The 20,373-nt window shown below is 60.1% G+C and carries 21 protein-coding genes; 3 read left to right on the top strand and 18 right to left on the bottom strand.

The window, feature by feature from the left end; translation table 11 throughout:
* Positions 1–21: 21 nt before the first annotated feature.
* Positions 22–1,170: an acyl-CoA dehydrogenase family protein gene (locus tag ACTJK9_RS25165; RefSeq protein WP_440816995.1), complete on the top strand. Its 1,149-nt coding sequence runs from the start codon at positions 22–24 to the stop codon at positions 1,168–1,170.
* A gap of 127 nt (positions 1,171–1,297) precedes the next feature.
* Here ACTJK9_RS25165 and ACTJK9_RS25160 read toward each other — a convergent pair whose 3' ends face one another.
* From ACTJK9_RS25160 to ccoN (ACTJK9_RS25080), 17 genes are all read right to left on the bottom strand, one after another.
* Positions 1,298–1,846 (bottom strand): adenine phosphoribosyltransferase, encoded by a 549-nt coding sequence (locus ACTJK9_RS25160; protein WP_003223345.1) that lies wholly within the window; start codon positions 1,844–1,846, stop codon positions 1,298–1,300.
* 78 nt (positions 1,847–1,924) lie between these two features.
* Positions 1,925–2,659 carry a fumarate/nitrate reduction transcriptional regulator Fnr gene (fnr, locus tag ACTJK9_RS25155; RefSeq protein ID WP_039770035.1) on the bottom strand — a complete coding sequence of 245 codons (735 nt, stop codon included), beginning with the start codon at positions 2,657–2,659 and terminating at the stop codon, positions 1,925–1,927.
* A 199-nt stretch (positions 2,660–2,858) separates the two neighbouring features.
* Positions 2,859–4,241, bottom strand: a complete 1,383-nt coding sequence (gene hemN, locus ACTJK9_RS25150; RefSeq protein WP_440816992.1) for an oxygen-independent coproporphyrinogen III oxidase — start codon at positions 4,239–4,241, stop codon at positions 2,859–2,861.
* 82 nt (positions 4,242–4,323) lie between these two features.
* The gene (locus ACTJK9_RS25145; protein WP_085613298.1) at positions 4,324–5,007 is read right to left on the bottom strand and encodes a sulfite exporter TauE/SafE family protein; all 684 of its coding nucleotides are present in this window, start codon (positions 5,005–5,007) and stop codon (positions 4,324–4,326) included.
* Positions 5,000–5,212, bottom strand: a complete 213-nt coding sequence (gene ccoS / locus ACTJK9_RS25140; protein WP_064594725.1) for a cbb3-type cytochrome oxidase assembly protein CcoS — start codon at positions 5,210–5,212, stop codon at positions 5,000–5,002. The genes ACTJK9_RS25145 and ccoS overlap by 8 nt, the downstream gene beginning before the upstream one ends.
* Positions 5,213–5,234: 22 nt before the next feature.
* Positions 5,235–7,685 (bottom strand): heavy metal translocating P-type ATPase, encoded by a 2,451-nt coding sequence (locus ACTJK9_RS25135; RefSeq protein ID WP_440816988.1) that lies wholly within the window; start codon positions 7,683–7,685, stop codon positions 5,235–5,237.
* A gap of 64 nt (positions 7,686–7,749) precedes the next feature.
* On the bottom strand, positions 7,750–8,289 hold the full coding sequence (locus ACTJK9_RS25130) for a FixH family protein (protein WP_085613300.1): 540 nt from the start codon (positions 8,287–8,289) through the stop codon (positions 7,750–7,752).
* Positions 8,290–8,300: 11 nt separating this feature from the next.
* Positions 8,301–9,716 (bottom strand): cytochrome c oxidase accessory protein CcoG, encoded by a 1,416-nt coding sequence (gene ccoG, locus ACTJK9_RS25125; RefSeq protein WP_440816985.1) that lies wholly within the window; start codon positions 9,714–9,716, stop codon positions 8,301–8,303.
* 258 nt (positions 9,717–9,974) lie between these two features.
* The gene (locus ACTJK9_RS25120) at positions 9,975–10,151 is read right to left on the bottom strand and encodes a hypothetical protein (RefSeq protein WP_158090095.1); all 177 of its coding nucleotides are present in this window, start codon (positions 10,149–10,151) and stop codon (positions 9,975–9,977) included.
* 149 nt (positions 10,152–10,300) lie between these two features.
* The gene (ccoP, locus tag ACTJK9_RS25115) at positions 10,301–11,284 is read right to left on the bottom strand and encodes a cytochrome-c oxidase, cbb3-type subunit III (protein WP_039770046.1); all 984 of its coding nucleotides are present in this window, start codon (positions 11,282–11,284) and stop codon (positions 10,301–10,303) included.
* Entirely contained in the window at positions 11,281–11,466 is a 186-nt protein-coding gene (locus ACTJK9_RS25110; protein ID WP_003175465.1) for a CcoQ/FixQ family Cbb3-type cytochrome c oxidase assembly chaperone, read from the bottom strand. Before ACTJK9_RS25110 ends, ccoP (ACTJK9_RS25115) begins: the two co-directional genes overlap by 4 nt.
* Before the next feature lie 5 nt (positions 11,467–11,471).
* Positions 11,472–12,080 carry a cytochrome-c oxidase, cbb3-type subunit II gene (gene ccoO, locus ACTJK9_RS25105; protein ID WP_011333287.1) on the bottom strand — a complete coding sequence of 203 codons (609 nt, stop codon included), beginning with the start codon at positions 12,078–12,080 and terminating at the stop codon, positions 11,472–11,474.
* Entirely contained in the window at positions 12,080–13,522 is a 1,443-nt protein-coding gene (gene ccoN, locus ACTJK9_RS25100) for a cytochrome-c oxidase, cbb3-type subunit I (RefSeq protein WP_039770049.1), read from the bottom strand. Before ccoN (ACTJK9_RS25100) ends, ccoO (ACTJK9_RS25105) begins: the two co-directional genes overlap by 1 nt.
* A gap of 481 nt (positions 13,523–14,003) precedes the next feature.
* Positions 14,004–14,957 carry a cytochrome-c oxidase, cbb3-type subunit III gene (gene ccoP, locus ACTJK9_RS25095; RefSeq protein ID WP_085613302.1) on the bottom strand — a complete coding sequence of 318 codons (954 nt, stop codon included), beginning with the start codon at positions 14,955–14,957 and terminating at the stop codon, positions 14,004–14,006.
* Positions 14,954–15,151 (bottom strand): cbb3-type cytochrome oxidase subunit 3, encoded by a 198-nt coding sequence (locus tag ACTJK9_RS25090; protein ID WP_085613303.1) that lies wholly within the window; start codon positions 15,149–15,151, stop codon positions 14,954–14,956. Before ACTJK9_RS25090 ends, ccoP (ACTJK9_RS25095) begins: the two co-directional genes overlap by 4 nt.
* A 3-nt stretch (positions 15,152–15,154) precedes the next feature.
* Complete coding sequence (ccoO, locus tag ACTJK9_RS25085; RefSeq protein WP_039770055.1) at positions 15,155–15,763, bottom strand: cytochrome-c oxidase, cbb3-type subunit II; 609 nt, start codon at positions 15,761–15,763, stop codon at positions 15,155–15,157.
* Between the two features lie 10 nt (positions 15,764–15,773).
* Complete coding sequence (ccoN, locus tag ACTJK9_RS25080; RefSeq protein ID WP_221399117.1) at positions 15,774–17,198, bottom strand: cytochrome-c oxidase, cbb3-type subunit I; 1,425 nt, start codon at positions 17,196–17,198, stop codon at positions 15,774–15,776.
* A gap of 94 nt (positions 17,199–17,292) precedes the next feature.
* Here ccoN (ACTJK9_RS25080) and ACTJK9_RS25075 point away from each other — a divergent pair, with 94 nt between their 5' ends.
* A complete protein-coding gene (locus tag ACTJK9_RS25075) occupies positions 17,293–17,973 on the top strand; it encodes an alpha/beta family hydrolase (RefSeq protein WP_085613307.1) in 681 nt (226 codons plus the stop codon).
* Positions 17,974–18,023: 50 nt separating this feature from the next.
* Here the strand turns inward: ACTJK9_RS25075 and ACTJK9_RS25070 are convergent, their stop codons facing one another.
* Positions 18,024–18,491, bottom strand: coding sequence for a hypothetical protein (locus tag ACTJK9_RS25070; RefSeq protein WP_064594741.1), 468 nt, complete (start codon positions 18,489–18,491; stop codon positions 18,024–18,026).
* A 303-nt stretch (positions 18,492–18,794) separates the two neighbouring features.
* Here ACTJK9_RS25070 and ACTJK9_RS25065 point away from each other — a divergent pair.
* Positions 18,795–20,332, top strand: a protein-coding gene (locus ACTJK9_RS25065; RefSeq protein WP_139834536.1) for an IS3 family transposase whose coding sequence is annotated in 2 segments (ribosomal slippage) — positions 18,795–19,245 and positions 19,245–20,332 — 1,539 coding nt in all. Because the reading frame shifts where the segments join, the coding sequence is not laid out codon by codon here.
* Positions 20,333–20,373 lie beyond the last annotated feature (41 nt).

The raw sequence follows: 20,373 nt of genomic DNA, 5'->3' as shown, positions 1-20,373 counted from the left end.
ACCCTTCCATGGAGTTCGCCGATGCCCGCCTTCCAGGAATACTTCGACCCCAGCCACCAAATGGTCCGCGACAGCGTCAGACGTTTCGTCGAGCGCGAGATTCTGCCGGACATCGATGCGTGGGAAGAAGCCGAAAGCTTTCCCCGTGAGCTGTACCTCAAGGCCGGTGCGGCCGGCATTCTCGGCATCGGTTACCCCGAAGCGCTGGGCGGCAGTCACGAAGGTGATCTGTTCGCCAAAATTGCCGCCAGCGAAGAACTGATGCGTTGCGGCTCCGGCGGGCTGGTCGCCGGGCTCGGCTCGCTCGATATCGGGTTGCCGCCGATCATTAAATGGGCCCGGCCTGAAGTTCGTGACCGCGTCGTCCCCCTAGTGCTCAGCGGCGAGAAAATCAGCGCCTTGGCCGTCACCGAACCGGGCGGCGGTTCCGACGTCGCCAATCTGCAGACCCGCGCCGTACGCGATGGCGACCACTATCGAGTCAGCGGCAGCAAAACTTTCATTACCAGTGGTGTGCGCGCCGATTACTACACCGTCGCGGTGCGTACCGGTGCGCCCGGTTTTGGCGGCATCAGCCTGTTGTTGATCGAGAAGGGCACGCCGGGTTTCACCGTCGGCCGGCCGCTTAAGAAAATGGGCTGGTGGGCGTCGGACACGGCTGAATTGTTCTTCGATGATTGCCGGGTGCCCTTAGGAAACCTGATTGGCGCGGAGAACATGGGGTTCGCCTGCATCATGGGCAACTTCCAGAGCGAACGTCTGGCGCTGGCGCTGATGGCCAACATGACGGCGCAATTGGCGCTGGAAGAGAGTCTGAAGTGGGCGAAGGAACGTGAAGCGTTCGGCAAACCCATCGGCAAGTTCCAGGTGATCAAGCATCGCCTCGCGGAAATGGCCACGGCGCTGGAAGTCTCGCGGGAGTTCACCTACCGGCAGGCAGCGAAGATGGCGGCGGGGCAGAGCGTGATCAAGGAGATTTCCATGGCCAAGAACTTTGCCACGGACACTTCGGACCGCATCACCAACGAAGCGGTGCAGATTCTTGGTGGGTTGGGTTATATGCGCGAAAGTCTGGTGGAGCGGCTGTATCGGGATAACCGCATCCTGTCGATTGGCGGCGGGACGCGGGAAGTGATGAACGAGATCATCAGCAAACAGATGGGACTTTAGATTTTGCAGTGAGGCTGCCGGCCCATTCGCGAGCAAGCCCGCTCCCACATTCGACCATGTTCCATCAGGGGAATGCGGTCGAATGTGGGGGCGGGCTTGCTCGCGAAGGCGTAATGGCAGGCGCCGCTTATTTATCAGTCAACGCAAACTGCGTCAGGCAGAACGTCGGAATCCCCATGTCCTCAAGACGCTGCGAACCACCCAGTTCCGGCAGATCGATGATCGCCGCGGCTTCGTGAACGCGGGCGCCCATGCGGCGGATCAGGTTGGCCGCTGCGATCAGCGTGCCGCCGGTGGCGATCAGGTCATCGAACATCACCACCGAGTCGCCTTCGCACAGGCTGTCGGCGTGCACTTCGAGGAACGCTTCGCCGTACTCGGTCGCGTAACCTTCGGCCAGCACGTCCGCCGGCAGCTTGCCCTGCTTGCGGAACAACACCAGCGGCTTGTTCAACTGATAGGCCAGTACCGAACCGATCAGGAAACCACGCGCATCCATCGCACCGATGTGGGTGAAGTCGGCTTCGACATAGCGGTGGGCGAAGCTGTCCATCACCAGGCGCAGAGCCTTGGGCGACTGGAACAGCGGGGTGATGTCGCGAAAGATCACACCCGGTTTCGGGAAGTCGATCACGGGGCGGATCAGGGATTTGATGTCGAAGGAGTCGAAGACCATCGTCGAGGTGTCCTGGCAGGGCTGCAAACGGCGCAGTATACCCGCGGCTGAAACGATTCGCTCGGCCGCGGGTCGAGATCAGACTTCGAGCGAGCCGCCAGCCAGGGCGCAGAGCTGGATCGGGTCGAGGATGTGGATTTCCTTGCCCTCGGCGGCGATCAGTTCGTTCTGCTGGAAGCGGGTGAAGACCCGGGACACGGTTTCCACCGCCAGCCCCAGGTAGTTGCCGATTTCATTGCGCGACATGCTCAGGCGGAACTGGTTGGCCGAGAAGCCGCGAGCGCGGAAACGCGCCGACAGGTTGACCAGGAATGTGGCGATGCGCTCGTCGGCGGTTTTCTTCGACAGCAGCAACATCATCTGTTGGTCGTCGCGGATTTCCCGGCTCATCACGCGCATCAGCTGACGGCGTAGCTGCGGCAGTTGCAGGGCCAGTTCATCGAGGCGTTCGAACGGAATCTCGCAGACCGAAGTGGTTTCCAGGGCCTGGGCGGACACCGGGTGTTTCTCGGTGTCCATGCCGGACAGCCCGACCAGCTCGCTCGGCAGGTGGAAACCGGTCAGTTGTTCTTCGCCGGTATCGCTCAGGCTGAAGGTCTTCAGAGCGCCGGAGCGTACTGCATAAACGGAATCGAAGGTGTCGCCCTGGCGGAACAGGAACTCACCCTTTTTCAACGGGCGACCCCGTTTAACGATTTCGTCCAGCGCTTCCATGTCTTCCAGATTCAGCGAAAGTGGCAGGCAGAGAGGGGCCAGGCTGCAATCCTTGCAATTAGCCTGGTTGTGAGCGCGCAGTTTAACTGGCTCGGACATTTCTTAAATCCTTGTGGGAAAACACACATAAGGCGTAAGGGTAACCCACTGGAAGACATTCAGGCCAGCCTGTGGCGAGATTGCCCCACCGGCAAAACGCCGCAGGGATGACGGCCGATAAACGTGTCTCGGATGGCGTGCAAGGCGCCGTTTCGATGACCGCTATGGATACGCAGCCCCCTGCGTTGTTGATGAAAAGTCAGATCACCCGGGAAAAGCGCTGGCGATTCTGCTGTTCCAGATACGCATCGAACACCATGCACACCGAACGCACCAGCAGTCGCCCGGCCGGCAGCACGGTGATGCGTTCGCGATCCAGTTCGATCAACCCGTCCTGCGCCATGCCCTGCAATTGTGGCCAGAGCGCGCCGAAGTAACCCTGAAAATCGATGTTGAAACTGCGCTCGATCTCGGCGAAGTCCAGGCTGAAATTGCAGATCAGTTGCTGGATCACCGCGCGGCGCAGGCGATCGTCAGCGTTGCACACCAGGCCTCGGCTGGTAGCCAGTTGCGCGCCGGCCAAGGTGTTCTGGTAGTGATTGAGGTCGCTGCTGTTCTGGCAGTACAGATCGCCGATCTGGCTGATGGCCGACACGCCCAGGCCGATCAGGTCGCAATGGCCGTGGGTGGTGTAGCCCTGGAAATTGCGTTGCAGGGTCGATTCTTCCTGAGCAATCGCCAGTTCATCGTCGGGCAGGGCGAAGTGGTCCATGCCGATGTAGCGATAGCCGGCGGCGGTCAGTTGTTCGATGGTGCGTTGCAGCATTTTCAGTTTCTGCGCCGGGCTCGGCAGTTCGTTGCCGTTGATCCGCCGCTGCGGCATGAAGCGTTCCGGCAGGTGGGCGTAGTTGAATACCGAGAGCCGGTCCGGTTGCAGGCTGATGACTTCCTCGACGGTACGGGCGAAGTTGTCCGGGGTCTGTTTGGGCAGGCCATAGATCAGGTCGATGTTGATCGAGCGAAATTGCAGGGTGCGAGCCGCGTCGATCACCGCGCGGGTTTCCTCCAGGCTTTGCAGGCGATTGACCGCCCGTTGCACCGCCGGATCGAGATCCTGCAGGCCGATGCTGACCCGATTGAAACCCAGCTCGCGCAGCAGGCCCATGGTCGACCAGTCGGCTTCGCGCGGGTCGATTTCGATGCCGTAGTCGCCGGAATCGTCATCCAGCAGATTGAAATGCTTGCGCAGGTGCGCCATCAACTGGCGCAATTCATCGTGGCTGAGAAAGGTCGGCGTGCCGCCGCCGAAGTGCAGTTGCTCGACTTTCTGCGCCGGGTCGAGGTGACAGGCGATCAGCTGGATTTCCTGCTCGAGCCGTTGCAGATAGGGCAGCGCGCGGCCGCGATCCTTGGTGATGACCTTGTTGCAGGCGCAGTAATAGCAAATGTTCGCGCAGAACGGCACGTGCACGTACAGCGACAACGGGCGCAGGGCCTTGCGGCTATCGCGCAGGGCGTGGAACAGGTCGAAGGTGCCGACCTGACTGTGAAATTGCACGGCCGTCGGGTACGAGGTGTAACGCGGCCCCGCCAGGTCGTAGCGGCGGATCAAATCGGTGTCCCAACGAATGGCGTCGAGCATGCGGGCATTCCCCCGGATAGGCTGGCAGTGTGCCGAGTCTAGGGGAGGGCACAAAAAGGCATCTTGATTTGCATCAACGGGATCAGTGGCCCATCAGCCAGTGCTGGTGCGGCCCCGGCAGGGTCCAGATACCGAACAGGATCACCAGCAGACCGCCGGCCATGCGCACGCTGCGTTTGCGCAACAGCGCCGTGACCCGCTCGGCCGCGAGGCCGGTGGCCAGCAATACCGGCCAGGTGCCGAGCCCGAAGGCGAGCATCAGCAACGCGCTGTCGAGTGCATTGCCCTGACTGGCCGACCACAGCAACGTGCTGTAAACCAGCCCGCACGGCAGCCAGCCCCACAGCGCGCCGAGCAGCAAGGCCCGGGGCAGGCTCGACACTGGCAGCAAGCGGTTGGCGACGGGTTGAATGTAACGCCACAGTCCGCGCCCAAGGCTTTCGATACGGGTCAGGCCGCTCCACCAGCCCGCCAGATACAGACCCATGGCGATCAGCAGCAAACCGGCGAGCACGCGCATGAACAGCGCGGCAGGACTGTTGGCCACGGCCCATCCGGCCAGTCCGATCAGTAATCCCGCCGTGGCATAACTGAAAATCCGCCCGAGGTTATAGGCCAGCAGCAATCGAAAACGTCGGCTGCGTTGTTCCTTGGGAATCGCCAGGGTCAGTGCGCCCATCAAGCCTCCGCACATGCCCAGGCAATGGCCGCCGCCGAGCAGGCCGAGGATCAACGCAGACACCAGCAGCGGCGCCAGTTCAAGCATGGGGTGGCGCCTTGTCGTCCGCTTTTGTAGGGTTGGCTTCGTCCACCGCAGCGGTGTGGTTCGGGTCCTGGTCGTCGAACAGGATGCTGTGGGCCGGGCCGTCGAGGTCGTCGTATTGGCCGCTGTCCACCGCCCAGAAGAAGATGTAGACGGCGATGGCCACGATCAGCAGCGCGGCCGGAATCATCACGTAGAGAGCTGGCATCTGTACTCCATGCCCGCGCGGCTCAGGCCGGCAGCGGGCGGGTTTCTGACGTGGCGCTAACGGCCCGCGCGCTCGGCAGGCGAGTCAGGCGCAGGGCGTTGAGCACCACGGTCAGCGAACTGATCGACATGCCGACGGCGGCCCACACCGGAGTGATCCAGCCGAGGGCGGCGAACGGCAACATGAGGCCATTGTACAGCGCGGCCCACAACAGGTTCTCGATGATCACCCGGCGTGTGCGGCGCGCCAGCGTGAAGGCTTGTACCAAGGCGTCGAGGCGGTTGGAAAGCAGCACCGCGTCGGCACTGGTTTTCGCCAGATCAGTGGCCGAGCCCATGGCCACGCTGATGTCCGCAGCAGCCAGCACCGGCACGTCGTTGACCCCGTCGCCGAGCATCAACACCTTGCGGCCGTCCTTGTGCAGTTGTTGCAGCACTTGCAGCTTGTCGTCCGGGCGCAGACCGCCCCGGGCCTCGTCGATGCCCAGTTCGGCGGCGACGCTGGCGACCATCGGCGAACTGTCGCCCGACAGCAGCAGCGTGCGCCAGCCGCGCGCCTTGCACGCGGCGAGCAGGGCGGGGGCGTCGTCGCGCAGACGGTCGTCGAGGGCGAGCCAGGCCAGGGGGCCCTGATTGTCACCGAGCAGCAGCCATTGCCCCGGCTCTTTCGGCATCGATGGTACCGGCGCGCCGCTGAGATCACAGACAAAATCCGCCTGACCGATGCGCAAACGCTGTTCACCGACCAACCCTTCAAGCCCAAGCCCCGACGTGCTGTGGACATCTTCGGCAGCCAGTGGCGCGCGACCAAAGGCGCGGGCAATCGGGTGTTCGGAACGGTTTTCCAGGGCGGCGGCGAGGCTCAGGCATTGATCGCTGTCGAGGGCGCCGAGCGGGCGGATCGAGCGCAGTACCAGTCGGCCTTCGGTGAGAGTGCCGGTCTTGTCGAAGATCACCGTGTCGATCTGGTTCAGACCTTCCAGCACATGGCCGCGCGTCAGCAGCAGGCCAAGTTTGTGCAGAGTGCCGGTGGCGGCGGTGAGGGCGGTCGGTGTCGCCAGTGACAGCGCGCACGGGCAGGTCGCCACCAGCATGGCGAGGACGATCCAGAACGCCCGCGACGAATCCAGTTCCCACCACAACAGGCCGATGGCGGCCGCCGCGATCAGCGACAGCAACAGGAACCATTGCGCGGCGCGGTCGGCGATTTCCGCCAGCCGTGGTTTTTCCGCCTGGGCGCGATCCAGCAGGCGGACGATTGCCGACAGCCGCGTGTCCTGGCCGAGCGCCTGCACCTCGACGGTCAGCGCGCCTTCCACGTTCAGCGTGCCGGCGGTGACCGCATCGCCCTTGGTACGCGGTTGCGGCAGGTATTCGCCGGTCAGCACCGACTCGTCGATGCTCGACTGGCCATCGAGGATCTTGCCGTCCGCCGGCAGCACCGAACCGGGCTGCACCAGCACCCGGTCACCGAGGCGCAGTTCGCTGAGCAGGATGCGTTCGCTCTGGCCGGCGTTGTCGAGGCGCAGGCACGAAGCGGGCAACAGATTGACCAGTTGCGCAGTGGCAGCGGCGGTACGCTCTCGGGCGCGGCGTTCGAGGTAACGTCCGGCAAGCAGGAACAGCGCGAACATGCCCACCGCGTCGAAATACAGCTCGCCGACCCCGGTGATCGAGGTCCAGATCCCGGCGATATAAGCCGCGCCGATCGCCAGTGAGACCGAAACGTCCATGGTCAGATGACGGGTGCGCAGGTCGCGCATGGCCCCTTTGAAAAACGGCGCGCAGCTGTAGAACACGATCGGCGTGGTGAGGAACAGCGCGACCCAGCGCAGGATGGTGTGCAACTCGGGACTGAGGTCGATGTTGAATTCCGGCCAGGTGGCCATGGTCGCCATCATGGCCTGAAACCACAGCAGCCCGGCCACACCAAGCTGACGCAGGGCGAGGCGGTTTTCGCTGGCCAGTTGCTCGCTGGCGCGGTCGGCCTGATACGGGTGCGCGGCATAGCCGATGTGGCGCAGTTCGCCGAGGATCTGGCTCAGCGGCAATTGTCCGTCGGCCCAACGTACGTAGAGGCGATGGTTGGACAGGTTCAGCCGCGCTTCGGCCACGGCGGGCAGGGTGCGCAGGTGTTTCTCGATCAGCCAGCCGCACGCGGCGCAACTGATGCCTTCCATCAACAGCGTGGTTTCGGCCAGTTCACCTTCGTGGCGCACGAAGGGTTGCTGCACGTCGGCGCGGTCGTACAGCTCAAGCTCGTCCACCAGTTGCACCGGCAGCGCTTCGGGGTTGGCCGAAGCTTCGCTGCGATGCTGGTAATAGCTTTCCAGCCCACCGGCGACGATGGCTTCGGCCACCGCCTGGCAGCCGGGGCAGCAGAACTCGCGGGACTCCCCGAGCACGACGGCGGTGAAGCGGCTGCCGGACGGGACGGGCAGGGCGCAGTGGTAACAGGGGAGTGGGGTGTTCATCAGCTAAATCGTCGTCCGGGAGGGCCTCATCGCGAGCAGGNCTCGCGATGCGCGAAGCGCGGCTTTATTTCTTCAGGTCTTCAGCGCCTTGAAGCGGCTCATCACCCAGCAACAAGTCCTTGTCATGACTCACCAGCTCTTCCTCGAACATCCGCCACACGTGGTCGTCCTGAGTGCCCAGCAACTCAACAAAGCGCCGGCCTTCGATCTTGTCGCTCAACTGGCCGATGTAGCGGCCCTGTTCAGTCTCGCTGCGGGCCAGGACGATCTTGCGATCCTTTTCCGGCTGGGTCGGCGAGATCAGGTTCAGTTCCAGGGTTTTCGGCTGGCTGTCGCCGCTCAGGCGCAGGTCGACTTCTCCGGTGACGTCATCCAGGTGCACGGCGGCGCGCATCTTCAGGGTCTGCGCCAGCAATTCACGGTCCAGCGAACGGTTGATGCCTTTGCCTGCCTCGTAGTAGTTGTCGTTGACCAGGTTATCCGGGTTGTTCACCGCGATGGTCACCATGGACAGCGTCAGGGTCACCGAACAGGCCAGAATCCCGATGATGATCCATGGCCAAAGGTGCTTGTACCAGGGACTTGCGGCGTTTGCTGCGGGCATGTTCAGTTCTCTCAACGATTTTGTGGGCCGATGAACCGGCTCTTGGCTTCTACGTGGACGCTGTCGTCATCGGCATCCCTGAGGATGAATTTCACCTCGTTGGTGCTCGAAGGCAATTGTTCAGGCGCGCTCGACAGCTCGACCGGCATGCTGAAGATTTCCCCGGCCGGCACTTTGATCTCGCGTTTGCCTTGCAGGCGCAGATCCGGCAAACCGGCGGCTTCCAGCACGTAGGTGTGGTCGCGCTGATCCTTGTTCATGATCTTCAGGCTGTAGACGTTTTCGATCCGGCCTTCGGCGTTTTCGCGATACAGCACGCGGTCCTTGCTGACGTCGAAACCCACCAGCGAACGCATGAAGAAGGCCGTCACCAACAGGCTGATCATCGCCAGCAGCACCACGGCATAACCGATCAGGCGTGGCCGCAGTTTATGGGTTTTCTGCCCGGACAAGTTGTGTTCGGTGGTGTAGCTGATCAGCCCGCGCGGGTAATCCATCTTGTCCATGATGCTGTCGCAGGCGTCGATGCACGCGGCGCAACCGATGCATTCGATCTGCAGGCCGTCGCGGATGTCGATACCGGTCGGGCAGACCTGGACGCACATGGTGCAGTCGATGCAGTCGCCCAGGCCCTGAGCCTTGTAGTCGATGCCTTTCTTGCGCGGACCACGGCTTTCACCGCGACGCGGGTCGTAGGAAACGATCAGCGTGTCCTTGTCGAACATCACGCTCTGGAAGCGTGCATACGGACACATGTAGATGCACACCTGCTCACGCAGCCAGCCGGCATTGCCGTACGTGGCCAGGGTGAAGAAACCGACCCAGAAATACGACCAGCCATCGGCTTGCCCTGTGAAGAATTCGATTACCAGTTCGCGGATCGGCGAGAAGTAACCGACGAAGGTCATGCCGGTGACGAAACCGATCAGCAGCCACAGCGCGTGCTTGGCGAATTTACGCAGGAACTTGTTGGCGCTCATCGGCGTCTTGTCGAGCTTGATGCGCTGGTTGCGGTCGCCTTCGGTGACCTTCTCGCACCACATGAAAATCCATGTCCAGACGCTTTGCGGACAGGTGTAACCACACCAGACCCGGCCGGCATACACGGTGATGAAAAACAGGCCGAACGCAGCGATGATCAACAGGCCCGAAAGCAGAATGAAGTCCTGGGGCCAGAACGTGGCGCCGAAAATGAAGAATTTGCGCTCCGGCAGGTTCCACCATACGGCCTGATGGTCGCCCCAGTTCAGCCATACCGTACCGAAATACAGCAGGAATAGGGCGGCGCCGCCTGCCATCCGCAGATTGCGGAACAGGCCAGTGAAAGCACGGGTGTAGATTTTTTCTCGAGAGGCGTAAAGGTCGACGCTGTTGTTTGCGTTCTTGCTGGGTGGCGTGACGTCGTGTACCGGAATCTGGTTGCTCATCATTGCATCCCACGGCAGTGGAAAAATGCCTCGGTCGATACGTGCCGGCCGGGGTCAAAAAGGGGTGTTGCGGTGGCGCAATGATACGCCTGTACTACCGACGAACGGGTGCGACCTTTGGTCGCGTTGGGGAAAAATCATGAATGGTGTAGCGAATGTAACAAAGCATGATGCAGATCAATTGACTATAGACGATCCTTGGTCCCGTTCTCGCGAACGAGCCTCCGGAATACGCTGACATGCCTGTCTGGAGCGGCATCAAACCAGTTTTCCACCTCCGAGACTGTCCAGCCCGTTGCCGTTACTCTTCTCGGCGCGTTCGACTGTTTTTGTTTTGTCGCTGGCAGGGGCTTCGGTAGGTGTGGTTTGAATTTCCGAATAGGCGTAAAGGAAATCGTCATGGGGTTGAACGCAGTCGTGATCAGATTCTCGCATTGGTTTTCTTCCTTGAGGTCAATGTGTCGAACGACAAGCTACAGGGCACCTCATTAAGCGTCCATCGAGCATTCGTCTCAAATCATGAAGGTGCCGGAATGCAAAGCGGCCCCGCCNCGGGGCCGCTTTGTTTGCTTCAGGCGTCGGCCTTACTGGGCCTCGGCTTCCGCAGGTTTTTCACCGTGGGACAGGCTGTAAACGTAAGCCGCCAGCAGGTGAACCTTGTCGTTGCCCTGCAGTTGTTCCTGGGCAGGCATCTGGCCCTGACGGCCGTAACGGATGGTCTGCTGTAGTTGTGCAAAGCTCGAACCGTAGATGAACGCGGCCGGGTGAGTCAGGTCGGGTGCGCCCATGGCTGGCGTACCCTTGCCCGCCGGGCCGTGGCAGGCCACGCAGTTGGCAGCGAACAGTTTCTGGCCGTTGGCCGGGTCTGCCTTGGTGCCTTCCGGCAGCTTGCGGCCATCCAGATTGGTCAGCACGAACGCGGCCACGTCGGCCACGCCTTGCTCGCCGATCACTTCTGCCCAGGCCGGCATCACCGCGTGACGACCGCCCATGATGGTGGTCTTGATGGTTTCCGGCTCGCCGCCCCAGCGCCAATCGGCGTCGGTCAGGTTGGGGAAACCATAAGCGCCCTTGGCGTCGGAGCCGTGGCAGACCGAGCAGTTGGAGGCGAACAGACGGCCACCCATCTTCAGGGCTTGTGGATCCTTGGCGACTTCTTCGATCGGCATGGCGGCGAACTTGGCGAAGATCGGACCGAACTTGGCGTCCGAACGGGCCATTTCCTTTTCCCACTCGTGAACGCCGGTCCAGCCGGTCTGGCCGTTGGCGAACGCGGTCTGCTTCTCGGTATCGAGGTAGTTGTAGCCCGGCAGCAGGCCTTTCCAGTTACCCAGGCCCGGGTACAGCACCAGATAACCCAACGCAAACACGATGGTGCCCACGAACAGCATGAACCACCATTTCGGCAGTGGGTTGTCGTACTCCTCGATCCCGTCGAAGGAGTGGCCGACCGTCTCGTCCGTCTGTTCGCTGCGCTGGCCCTTGCGGGTCGACAGCAACAGCCAGGTCAGGGAAAAGATCGTACCGAGACTGAGGACTGTGACGTACAGACTCCAGAATGTAGTCATTCTTTGTTACTCCTAGAAGCTTGCTCGACGTGCTTGATGGCTTCGGGATCATCCGCGAAGGGCAGCAAGGTCGCGTCTTCAAACTCCGACTTGCGCTTGGGGCTGAACACCCACAACGCCAGGCCGATGAAGGCAACCATCACGACAACGGTGCCCAGGCCTCGAATCATCCCGATATCCATCAGAATCACCGTTTGCTTTTGATGATGGTGCCCAGGCCTTGCAGATAGGCCACCAGCGCGTCCATTTCGGTTTTGCCCTTCACGGCATCTCTTGCACCGGCGATGTCTTCGTCGGTGTAAGGGACGCCAAGCGTGCGCAACACTTCCATTTTCTTGGCCGTGTCTTTGCCATCGAGCTTGTTTTCTACGAGGAACGGGTAGGCCGGCATTTTCGACTCGGGGACGACGTTGCGCGGGTTGTACAAGTGCGCACGCTGCCAGTCATCGGAGTAACGACCGCCGACGCGGGCCAGGTCCGGACCGGTACGTTTGGAACCCCACAGGAACGGGTGATCCCAGACGCTTTCACCGGCGACCGAGTAGTGGCCATAGCGTTCGGTTTCGGCACGGAACGGTCGGATCATCTGCGAGTGGCAGCCGACACAGCCGTTGGCGATGTAAACGTCGCGGCCTTCCAGTTCAAGGGCGGTGCGCGGCTTCATGCCTTCGACCGGCTTGTTGGTGACGTCCTGGAAAAACAGCGGAACGATTTGGGTCAGGCCACCGACGCTGACGGCGATGACCATGAAGAAGGCCAGCAGACCAATATTCTTCTCGACAGCTTCATGCTTCATCAGTGAGCTCCAACTACGGCGATCTTGGCGGCGGCTTCGGCTTCAGCCGGGTTCGAGGCGCGAACGGTGCGCCATACGTTGTAAGCCATCAGCAGCATGCCGCTGGCGAAGAACGCACCGCCCAGAGCTCGGACGATGAAGCCAGGGTGGCTGGCCTGCAGCGCTTCGACGAACGAGTAGGTGAGGGTGCCGTCGTCGTTGATTGCACGCCACATCAGGCCTTGAGTGATGCCGTTGACCCACATCGAAGCGATGTACAGCACGGTACCGATGGTCGCGAGCCAGAAGTGCGCGTTGATCAGGCCGGTGCTGTGCATCTGCGCGCGGCCGAACAGTTTCGGGATCATGTGGTAGATCGCGCCGATCGAGATCATCGCTACCCAGCCGAGAGCGCCGGCGTGTACGTGGCCGATGGTCCAGTCGGTGTAGTGCGAGAGCGAGTTGACGGTCTTGATCGCCATCATCGGACCTTCGAAGGTCGACATGCCGTAGAACGCCAGCGATACCACCAGGAAACGCAGGATCGGGTCGGTACGCAGCTTATGCCAGGCGCCCGACAGGGTCATCATGCCGTTGATCATGCCGCCCCAGCTCGGTGCCAGCAGGATGATCGACATCGCCATGCCCAGCGATTGTGCCCAGTCCGGCAGAGCGGTGTAGTGCAGGTGGTGCGGACCGGCCCAGATGTACAGAGTGATCAGCGCCCAGAAGTGCACGATCGACAGACGATAGGAATAGATCGGACGTTCGGCCTGTTTCGGCACGAAGTAGTACATCATCCCCAGGAAACCGGTGGTCAGGAAGAAGCCCACGGCGTTGTGGCCGTACCACCACTGGATCATCGCGTCGGTGGCGCCCGAGTAGGCCGAGTAGGACTTGAACAGGCTGACCGGCAGCGACATGTGGTTGACGATGTGCAGCATCGCGGTCACCACGATGAACGCACCGTAGAACCAGTTACCGACATAGATGTGCTTGGTCTTGCGCTTGGTGATGGTGCCGAAGAACACCAGTCCGTAGGAAATCCAGACAATGGCCAGCAAAATGGCGATCGGCCATTCCAGTTCCGCGTATTCCTTGGTGGTTGTGTAACCCAGCGGCAAGGTAATGATCGCGCCGACGATCACCGCTTGCCATCCCCAGAAGGTGAAGGCCGCGAGGCTGTCGGAAATCAGTCGCGTCTGGCAGGTTCGCTGCACGACATAGTAGGAAGTGGCAAACAGTGCACAACCACCGAAGGCGAAAATCACCAGGTTTGTGTGCAACGGGCGCAGGCGTCCAAAGCTCGTCCACGGCAGACCGAAGTTCAACTCCGGCCAGACCAGTTGCGAGGCGATGAAGACACCGAGCCCCATGCCAAGGATCCCCCAGACCACCGTCATGATGGCGAACTGGCGGACTACCTTATAGTTATAAGCAGTCGGACTGATTGCTGTGCTCATTCTAAGGTTCCACGGTTTGGGTGTTTTATTAGGATTAAAATCGGCCGCAAGTATGTAGAAAGCAGGGGGTCAATGCAACGCGCCATGACCTGGGTCAATGCTTTCCAACGCTGATTCTGCGGCCTTTCCATGCGCCGCGTAAGGACAAAATTGCCCTCGGGCAAAATGTCGCAGCGGACGAAAAAAGCGAGGGGTCCCGGTCGGATGTAACGGGGTGTGTTCGAACGCTCGGTTCGGGTGACGGACGGTAATGGGCACGACAGCCGGTATCTACCGGCCTTTGCGGCCATGTCAGTCAGCCGATTCGTTCAACGCCTCGCTCGGGGTCGACCTGGAACCGGCACGGGCCAGTCCGCATCGAGCAAGCGTAGACCCGAATCCGGGTAACCGAAAGGAGAGGGGGTGAAGGGGTGCGACAATGCGTCGCAAAGGGGCTGGAAACTGCCGCACTGGAAACGTGCGGCAGTCTTGTACGCAATGATTACTTTTTGTTGTCCTCAGTAATCAGTTTTTCTGTATTCAATCCATTGCTCAGGCTGTACACATAAGCGGCCAGTAATTGCACTTTATCGTTGCCCAGCAGCTCGTTCTGAGCTGGCATGTGGCCTTGACGGCCATGGCGAATGGTCTGCTCGAGCTGGGTCAGGCTGGTGCCGTAGATGAAACCGGCCGGATGCGTCAGGTTCGGCGCGCCCATGGCTTCGGTGCCCTGGCCGTTTGCCCCGTGACAGGCGGTGCAGGTTGTGCTGAACGCCTGCTGACCCGCTTGGAGATCAGCCTTGTTGTCCGCCGGCAGTGGCAGCCCCGCCAGTTCATGACGCACATACGCCGCGACATTTTTCACTCCGGCCTCGCCCAGCACTTCACCCCACGCCGGCATCGCCGCCATCCGGCCACCCATGATGGTCGTCTTGATGGTTTCGGCGCTGCCGCCCCAACGCCAGTCCTTGTCGGCGAGGTTAGGGAAACCGAACGCACCCTTGGCGTCCGAGCCGTGGCACACCGAGCAGTTGGAGGCGAACAGACGGCCGCCCATTTTCAGTGCCTGTGGGTCCTTTGCCACTTCTTCCACCGGCATCGCGGCGAACTTGGCGAAGATCGGCCCGAACCTGGCGTCAGCCTTGCTCATCTCCTTTTCCCACTCGTGGACGCCGGTCCAGCCATCCTCGTAGCCAGGCAGGATGCCTTTCCAGTTGCCCAGGCCCGGATAAAGAATCAGATAGCCCACGGAAAACACCAGCGTGCCGGCGAACAGCATGAACCACCACTGCGGCAGCGGGTTGTCGTACTCCTCGATGCCGTCGAAGCTGTGGCCCATGGTCTGGTCGACGCTGCCCTTGGTTTCGCCCCGACGGGTGCCGACCAGCAGCCAGGTCAGGCCGATCAGGCTGCCGATGGTCAGTACGCAGATCCACGTACTCCAGAAGGTGGTCATGGCCGGGTACTCCTTGTTTCATTAACTTGGGTAGTGTCGGGTTGCGGCTCGTCGGCGAACGGCAGCAGGCGTGCTTCGGCGAATTCCGGCGTGCGCTTGCGGTTGAACACCCACAGGGTCAGGCCGACGAAGGCCACGAACACCACGACCGTGCCGAGGCCGCGAATCAGCCCCGCGCTCATTTCAATGACCATGGCTCACCTCTTGCTCTTGATCGCAGTGCCAAGCACTTGCAGGTAGGAGACGAGGGCGTCCATTTCGGTCTTGCCCTTGAGGCTGGCCACCGCGCCGCTGATGTCGTCGTCGGTGTAGGGCACGCCGAGGGTGCGCATGGTCTTGAGCTTGGTTTCGGTGTGGCTGCTGTCGACCGGTTGGGTCACCAGCCATGGGTAGGCCGGCATCTTCGATTCCGGTACAACGTTGCGCGGGTTGTACAAGTGCGCACGGTGCCAGTCATCCGAGTAACGCGCGCCAACCCGGGCCAGGTCCGGACCGGTACGTTTCGAGCCCCACAGGAACGGGTGATCCCACACGCTTTCCCCGGCCACCGAGTAGTGCCCGTAGCGTTCGGTTTCGGCGCGGAACGGCCGGATCATCTGCGAGTGGCAACCGACGCAGCCTTCGCGGATATAGATGTCGCGGCCTTCCAGTTGCAGCGCGGTGTAGGGCTTCATGCCTTCCACCGGTTTGTTGGTCACGTCCTGGAAGAACAGCGGGACGATCTGGGTCAGGCCGCCGATGCTCACGGCGAACACCATCAGCAACATCAGCAGGCCGACGTTCTTTTCAATCGTTTCGTGTTTCATGGCGGACTCCTCAGGCCATCTGCGCGGCAGCAACGACGTCAGCAGGCTGCGAGGCCCGCACGGTGCGCCAGGTGTTGTAAGCCATCAGGAACATGCCGCTGAGGAAGATCGCCCCGCCAATCAGCCGTACGACGAAGCCCGGGTGGCTGGCCACCAGGGTTTCGACGAAGGAGTAGGTCAGCGTGCCGTCCTCGTTCACCGCACGCCACATCAGGCCTTGTGCAATGCCGTTGACCCACATCGAAGCGATGTAGAGCACGGTGCCGATGGTTGCGAGCCAGAAGTGCGCGTTGATCAGGCCGACGCTGTGCATCTGCTCTTTGCCGAAGACTTTCGGGATCATGTGGTACAGCGCGCCGATGGAAATCATCGCCACCCAGCCGAGTGCGCCGGCGTGTACGTGGCCGATGGTCCAGTCGGTGTAGTGGGAGAGGGCGTTGACGGTTTTGATCGCCATCATCGGACCTTCGAAGGTCGACATGCCGTAGAACGCCAGCGACACCACCAGGAAGCGCAGAATCGGGTCGCTGCGCAACTTATGCCAGGCGCCCGAGAGGGTCATCATGCCGTTGATCATGCCGCCCCAGCTCGGTGCCAGCAGAATCAGCGACATCACCATGCCCAGCGACTGCGCCCAGTCCGGCAGCGCGGTGTAGTGCAAGTGGTGCGGACCGGCCCAGATGTACAGGGTGATCAGCGCCCAGAAGTGCACGATCGACAGGCGATACGAATACACCGGACGTTCGGCCTGTTTCGGCACGAAGTAGTACATCATCCCGAGGAAACCGGCGGTGAGGAAAAAGCCTACGGCGTTGTGGCCGTACCACCATTGCACCATCGCGTCAGTCGCACCGGCGTACACCGAGTAGGACTTGGTGAAACTCACCGGCAACTCAAGGTTGTTGACGATGTGCAGGATCGCCACGGTGATGATGAACGCGCCGAAGAACCAGTTGCCCACATAAATGTGCTTGGTCTTGCGCTGCATGATCGTGCCGAAGAATACGATGGCGTAGGCGACCCAGACGATGGTGATCAGGATGTCGATCGGCCATTCCAGCTCGGCGTATTCCTTGGAACTGGTGTAACCCAGCGGCAGGCTGATGGCCGCCAATAGAATCACAAGCTGCCAGCCCCAGAAGCAGAACGCGGCGATTTTCGGCGCAAACAATTGCGTCTGGCAGGTGCGCTGTACCGAGTAGAACGAACTGGCGAACAAGGCACAGCCGCCGAACGCGAAGATCACCGCGTTGGTGTGCAGCGGGCGCAGGCGTCCGAAGCTGGTCCACGGCAGGTTGAAGTTGAGTTCGGGCCAGACCAATTGAGCCGCGAGAAAAACCCCGAGCCCCATGCCGACGATGCCCCACACCACCGTCATAATGGCGAATTGGCGGACCACCTTGTAGTTGTAGGCGGTACTGATAGAAGTGTTCATGGTTCCCCATCCACGGTTCAGCCGAAGTGAGCGCGCGCAGGAACGCCGCGAATCCTTCGTCTGGAGTTATAGGCAGACTAAAAGCGAGGCAAGCATGGACAAACAGCACAAGGCCAGTATTGACGGGGATCAATGGGCGCAGTGCGTGCTCGATCATGGATGGCTCTGGAACGCCGCCAGTGGTGAGGCTTCGGCGACGTTGATCCTGGCCCACGGTGCTGGTGCGCCGATGGATAGCGAGTGGATGACTGATATGGCTGGGCGCCTTGCCGGGCTTGGTATCAACGTGTTGCGGTTTGAGTTTCCTTATATGGCGCAGCGGCGTATCGACGGCAGCAAGCGTCCGCCGAATCCGGCGCCGAAGTTGCTGGAATGTTGGCGTGAGGTTTATGGCCTGGTGCGACTTCATGTCGCTGGGACACTCGCGATTGGCGGCAAGTCCATGGGGGGGCGGATGGCGAGTTTGCTGGCTGATGAGCTTGGCGCTGATGCTTTGGTTTGTCTGGGTTATCCGTTTTATGCGGTTGGGAAACCTGAGAAACCGCGGGTCGAACATCTGGCTGGGTTGAAGACACTGACGTTGATTGTTCAGGGGGAGCGGGATGCGCTTGGCAATCGGGACGCTGTTGAAGGGTATTCCTTATCGCCGAGTATTGAAGTGTTTTGGCTGGCTGCGGGGGATCATGATTTGAAGCCGCTCAAGGTTTCCGGGTTTACGCATGAGCAGCATTTGGCTTCGGCTGCGGAGAAGGTGGCTGGGTTTCTTCAGATGTAGCCCAGACCGGTAAAGTCCGGGCACATCCTTTATGTCGGAAACCGTGGACGCTATTCACTGATCACCAGGTTAAAGCGTCCGATGGGCTGTGTCCGATAGCCATGACTTTTGAACTTTGCTTCAAAAGTACCTACTGCGATTCCCTTGGCAGGATCGAGGTCTATGGTCAGGGTGGCTTCATCGGCATCGACCACACTCCATCCATCAAAGCCATCCGGCGCGGGAATTGAATGACTGTGTCTGAAGCTCAATTTGTCCTTAAGCGTGTAGGTGGCTTTGAGAGGGGCGTCATTGATGTACGGGAAACTCATGCTGTAGGCGAAGTAGTCTCCGCCAGAAATTGATCCGGTCGATCCTGAGATTGACCAAGACAACTCCCCCGTTGGCGGATACTCATGTAGATAAAACAGGGATCTTTCAGCTGCCACTTCGGGATTGCTTCCAAATTTCCAGTGGAACTGATTTGCAAGGATCGTAGGGCTATGGGATCGAGGGACAAAAACAGTAAGGCTGCTCATCTGGAGTTCCTTTTTCATGAAGGGTGATTGGCGTTCTTTTAATAGATCGCCAAACACTTGATATGCCTTCCTCAAGATGAACGTCTACTGTCAAACCTGACAGCTAGGCGGATGGCTTCATATGTGCTAGTAGTGGTCAGCTAATAAAATTGCCTTGATGGGGTGTATATCCGTTGCTGCGGTGATGGCTGCTTAGGGTTCCGCCCTTACGGCGGGTCACTTTTGGCAAACGCCCTCTGTGTCAGGCTACCTGTCGCCCTTGTTGATTGACTCGTTCATTCAAGAGGGTGAAGGTGCATAACAATGTCCAATTTAGGCAAGCGCTACGACAGCGACTTCAAAGACTGGGTCGTTTTGCAAATGATGCCGCCCTTTAATCGGTCAGTGGCAGAACTTGCCGTTGCACTCAATCTCACGCCACAGTCGCTGCGAAACTGGAGACAAATGGCCAGAGACAAAGGCTTGATCGTTCCAGGAAACGGCAAAACCAGTGACCAATGGTCTAGCGCCGATAAATTCAATGCTGTTATGGAAACCGCGCCGTTGAGCGAGGTGGAAATTTCTCAGTATTGCCGAATAAAGGGCATTTACCCTGAGCAAATTCAGCAGTGGAGACTGGCCTGTCAAAACGCCAATCCGGTCGTTGATCTCAACTCTCGAACCTCTAAAACGGCCGAGCAACGGCGTATCAAAATACTCGAGCGTCAATTGATCCAGTCAGATGCCGGACGTGCGGAGGCGGTGGCCTTGCTGGAGCTCAGAAAAAAAGCCAATGCGATCTGGGGCAAGGACAAGGAAGACTGATTAACGCCGCTGATCGTACGCAAGCCATGAAGTTGATTGCAGACGCAGTGCAGAGCGGCGCTCGTCGATATCGAGCCTGCAATGAGTTGGGGTTGAGCCTGCGTACAGTCCAGCGCTGGCGATATGCTGACTGTGATGGGCGACTGCTGGCTAAACGGGCAGCTCCGGCTAACAAGCTCAGTGAGTCGGAATGCCAAGCGGTACTTGATGCTGCCAATCAGGCTGGCTACGCCAGCCTTACTCCGCACCAGATCGTCCCCAAACTGGCCGATGAAGGCATCTATCTGGCTTCGGAATCGACGTTTTACCGAGTGTTAAAAGCGGCTCATCAAAACGTGCGTCGCGGCCGAACCAAAGCCCCGAAACGTAGGGTGCTGACGACGCATTGTGCCGATGGCCCCAACCAGGTGTGGTGCTGGGATATCACTTGGTTGCCAAGCACCGTCAGAGGTCGATTTTTCTACTGGTACATGGTCAAGGATGTCTACAGCCGCAAACTGGTCGCCAATGAAGTGCACGAAGTGGAATGCGCCGAACACGCATGCGAGCTGCTTAGAAAGGGATGCTTACGTGAACATACAGCGGGTCGCCCGCTGGTGCTGCACTCGGATAACGGACACGTGATGAGAGGTTCTTTGCTGCGTGAAAGCATGGTTGCACTTGGCGTCGAGCCTTCTTTTAGCCGGCCAAGGGTAAGTAACGATAACGCATATGCAGAGGCACTTTTCCGCACTGCAAAGTACTGCCCGCTCTGGCCGGATCAACCATTTGATACGGTCATTGATGCGAGGCTTTGGGTGCAGAAATTCATCGAGTGGTACAACGAAGATCATCGCCATAGCGCTTTGAAATACGTGACGCCAAACGAGAGGCACGAAGGCAAAGCGACGATGCTATTACAAGCAAGAGCAGCGCTTTATGAGGATGCCAGGAAAGCTAATCCGAGCCGTTGGAGCACTCGGACACGCAACTGGAAACTAGCTGATGCGGTGTATTTAAACCCAGAGCGCCCTGACTTTAAGGGCTCAACTGGCTAACAACGATTGGAACAAGGCGACAGGTGCCTTGACACGCACCG

The sequence above is a fragment of the Pseudomonas sp. 22082 genome, assembly GCF_052046055.1.
Lineage (GTDB): Bacteria > Pseudomonadota > Gammaproteobacteria > Pseudomonadales > Pseudomonadaceae > Aquipseudomonas > Aquipseudomonas pharyngis.
This window is presented reverse-complemented; position numbering and strand designations above follow the sequence as displayed.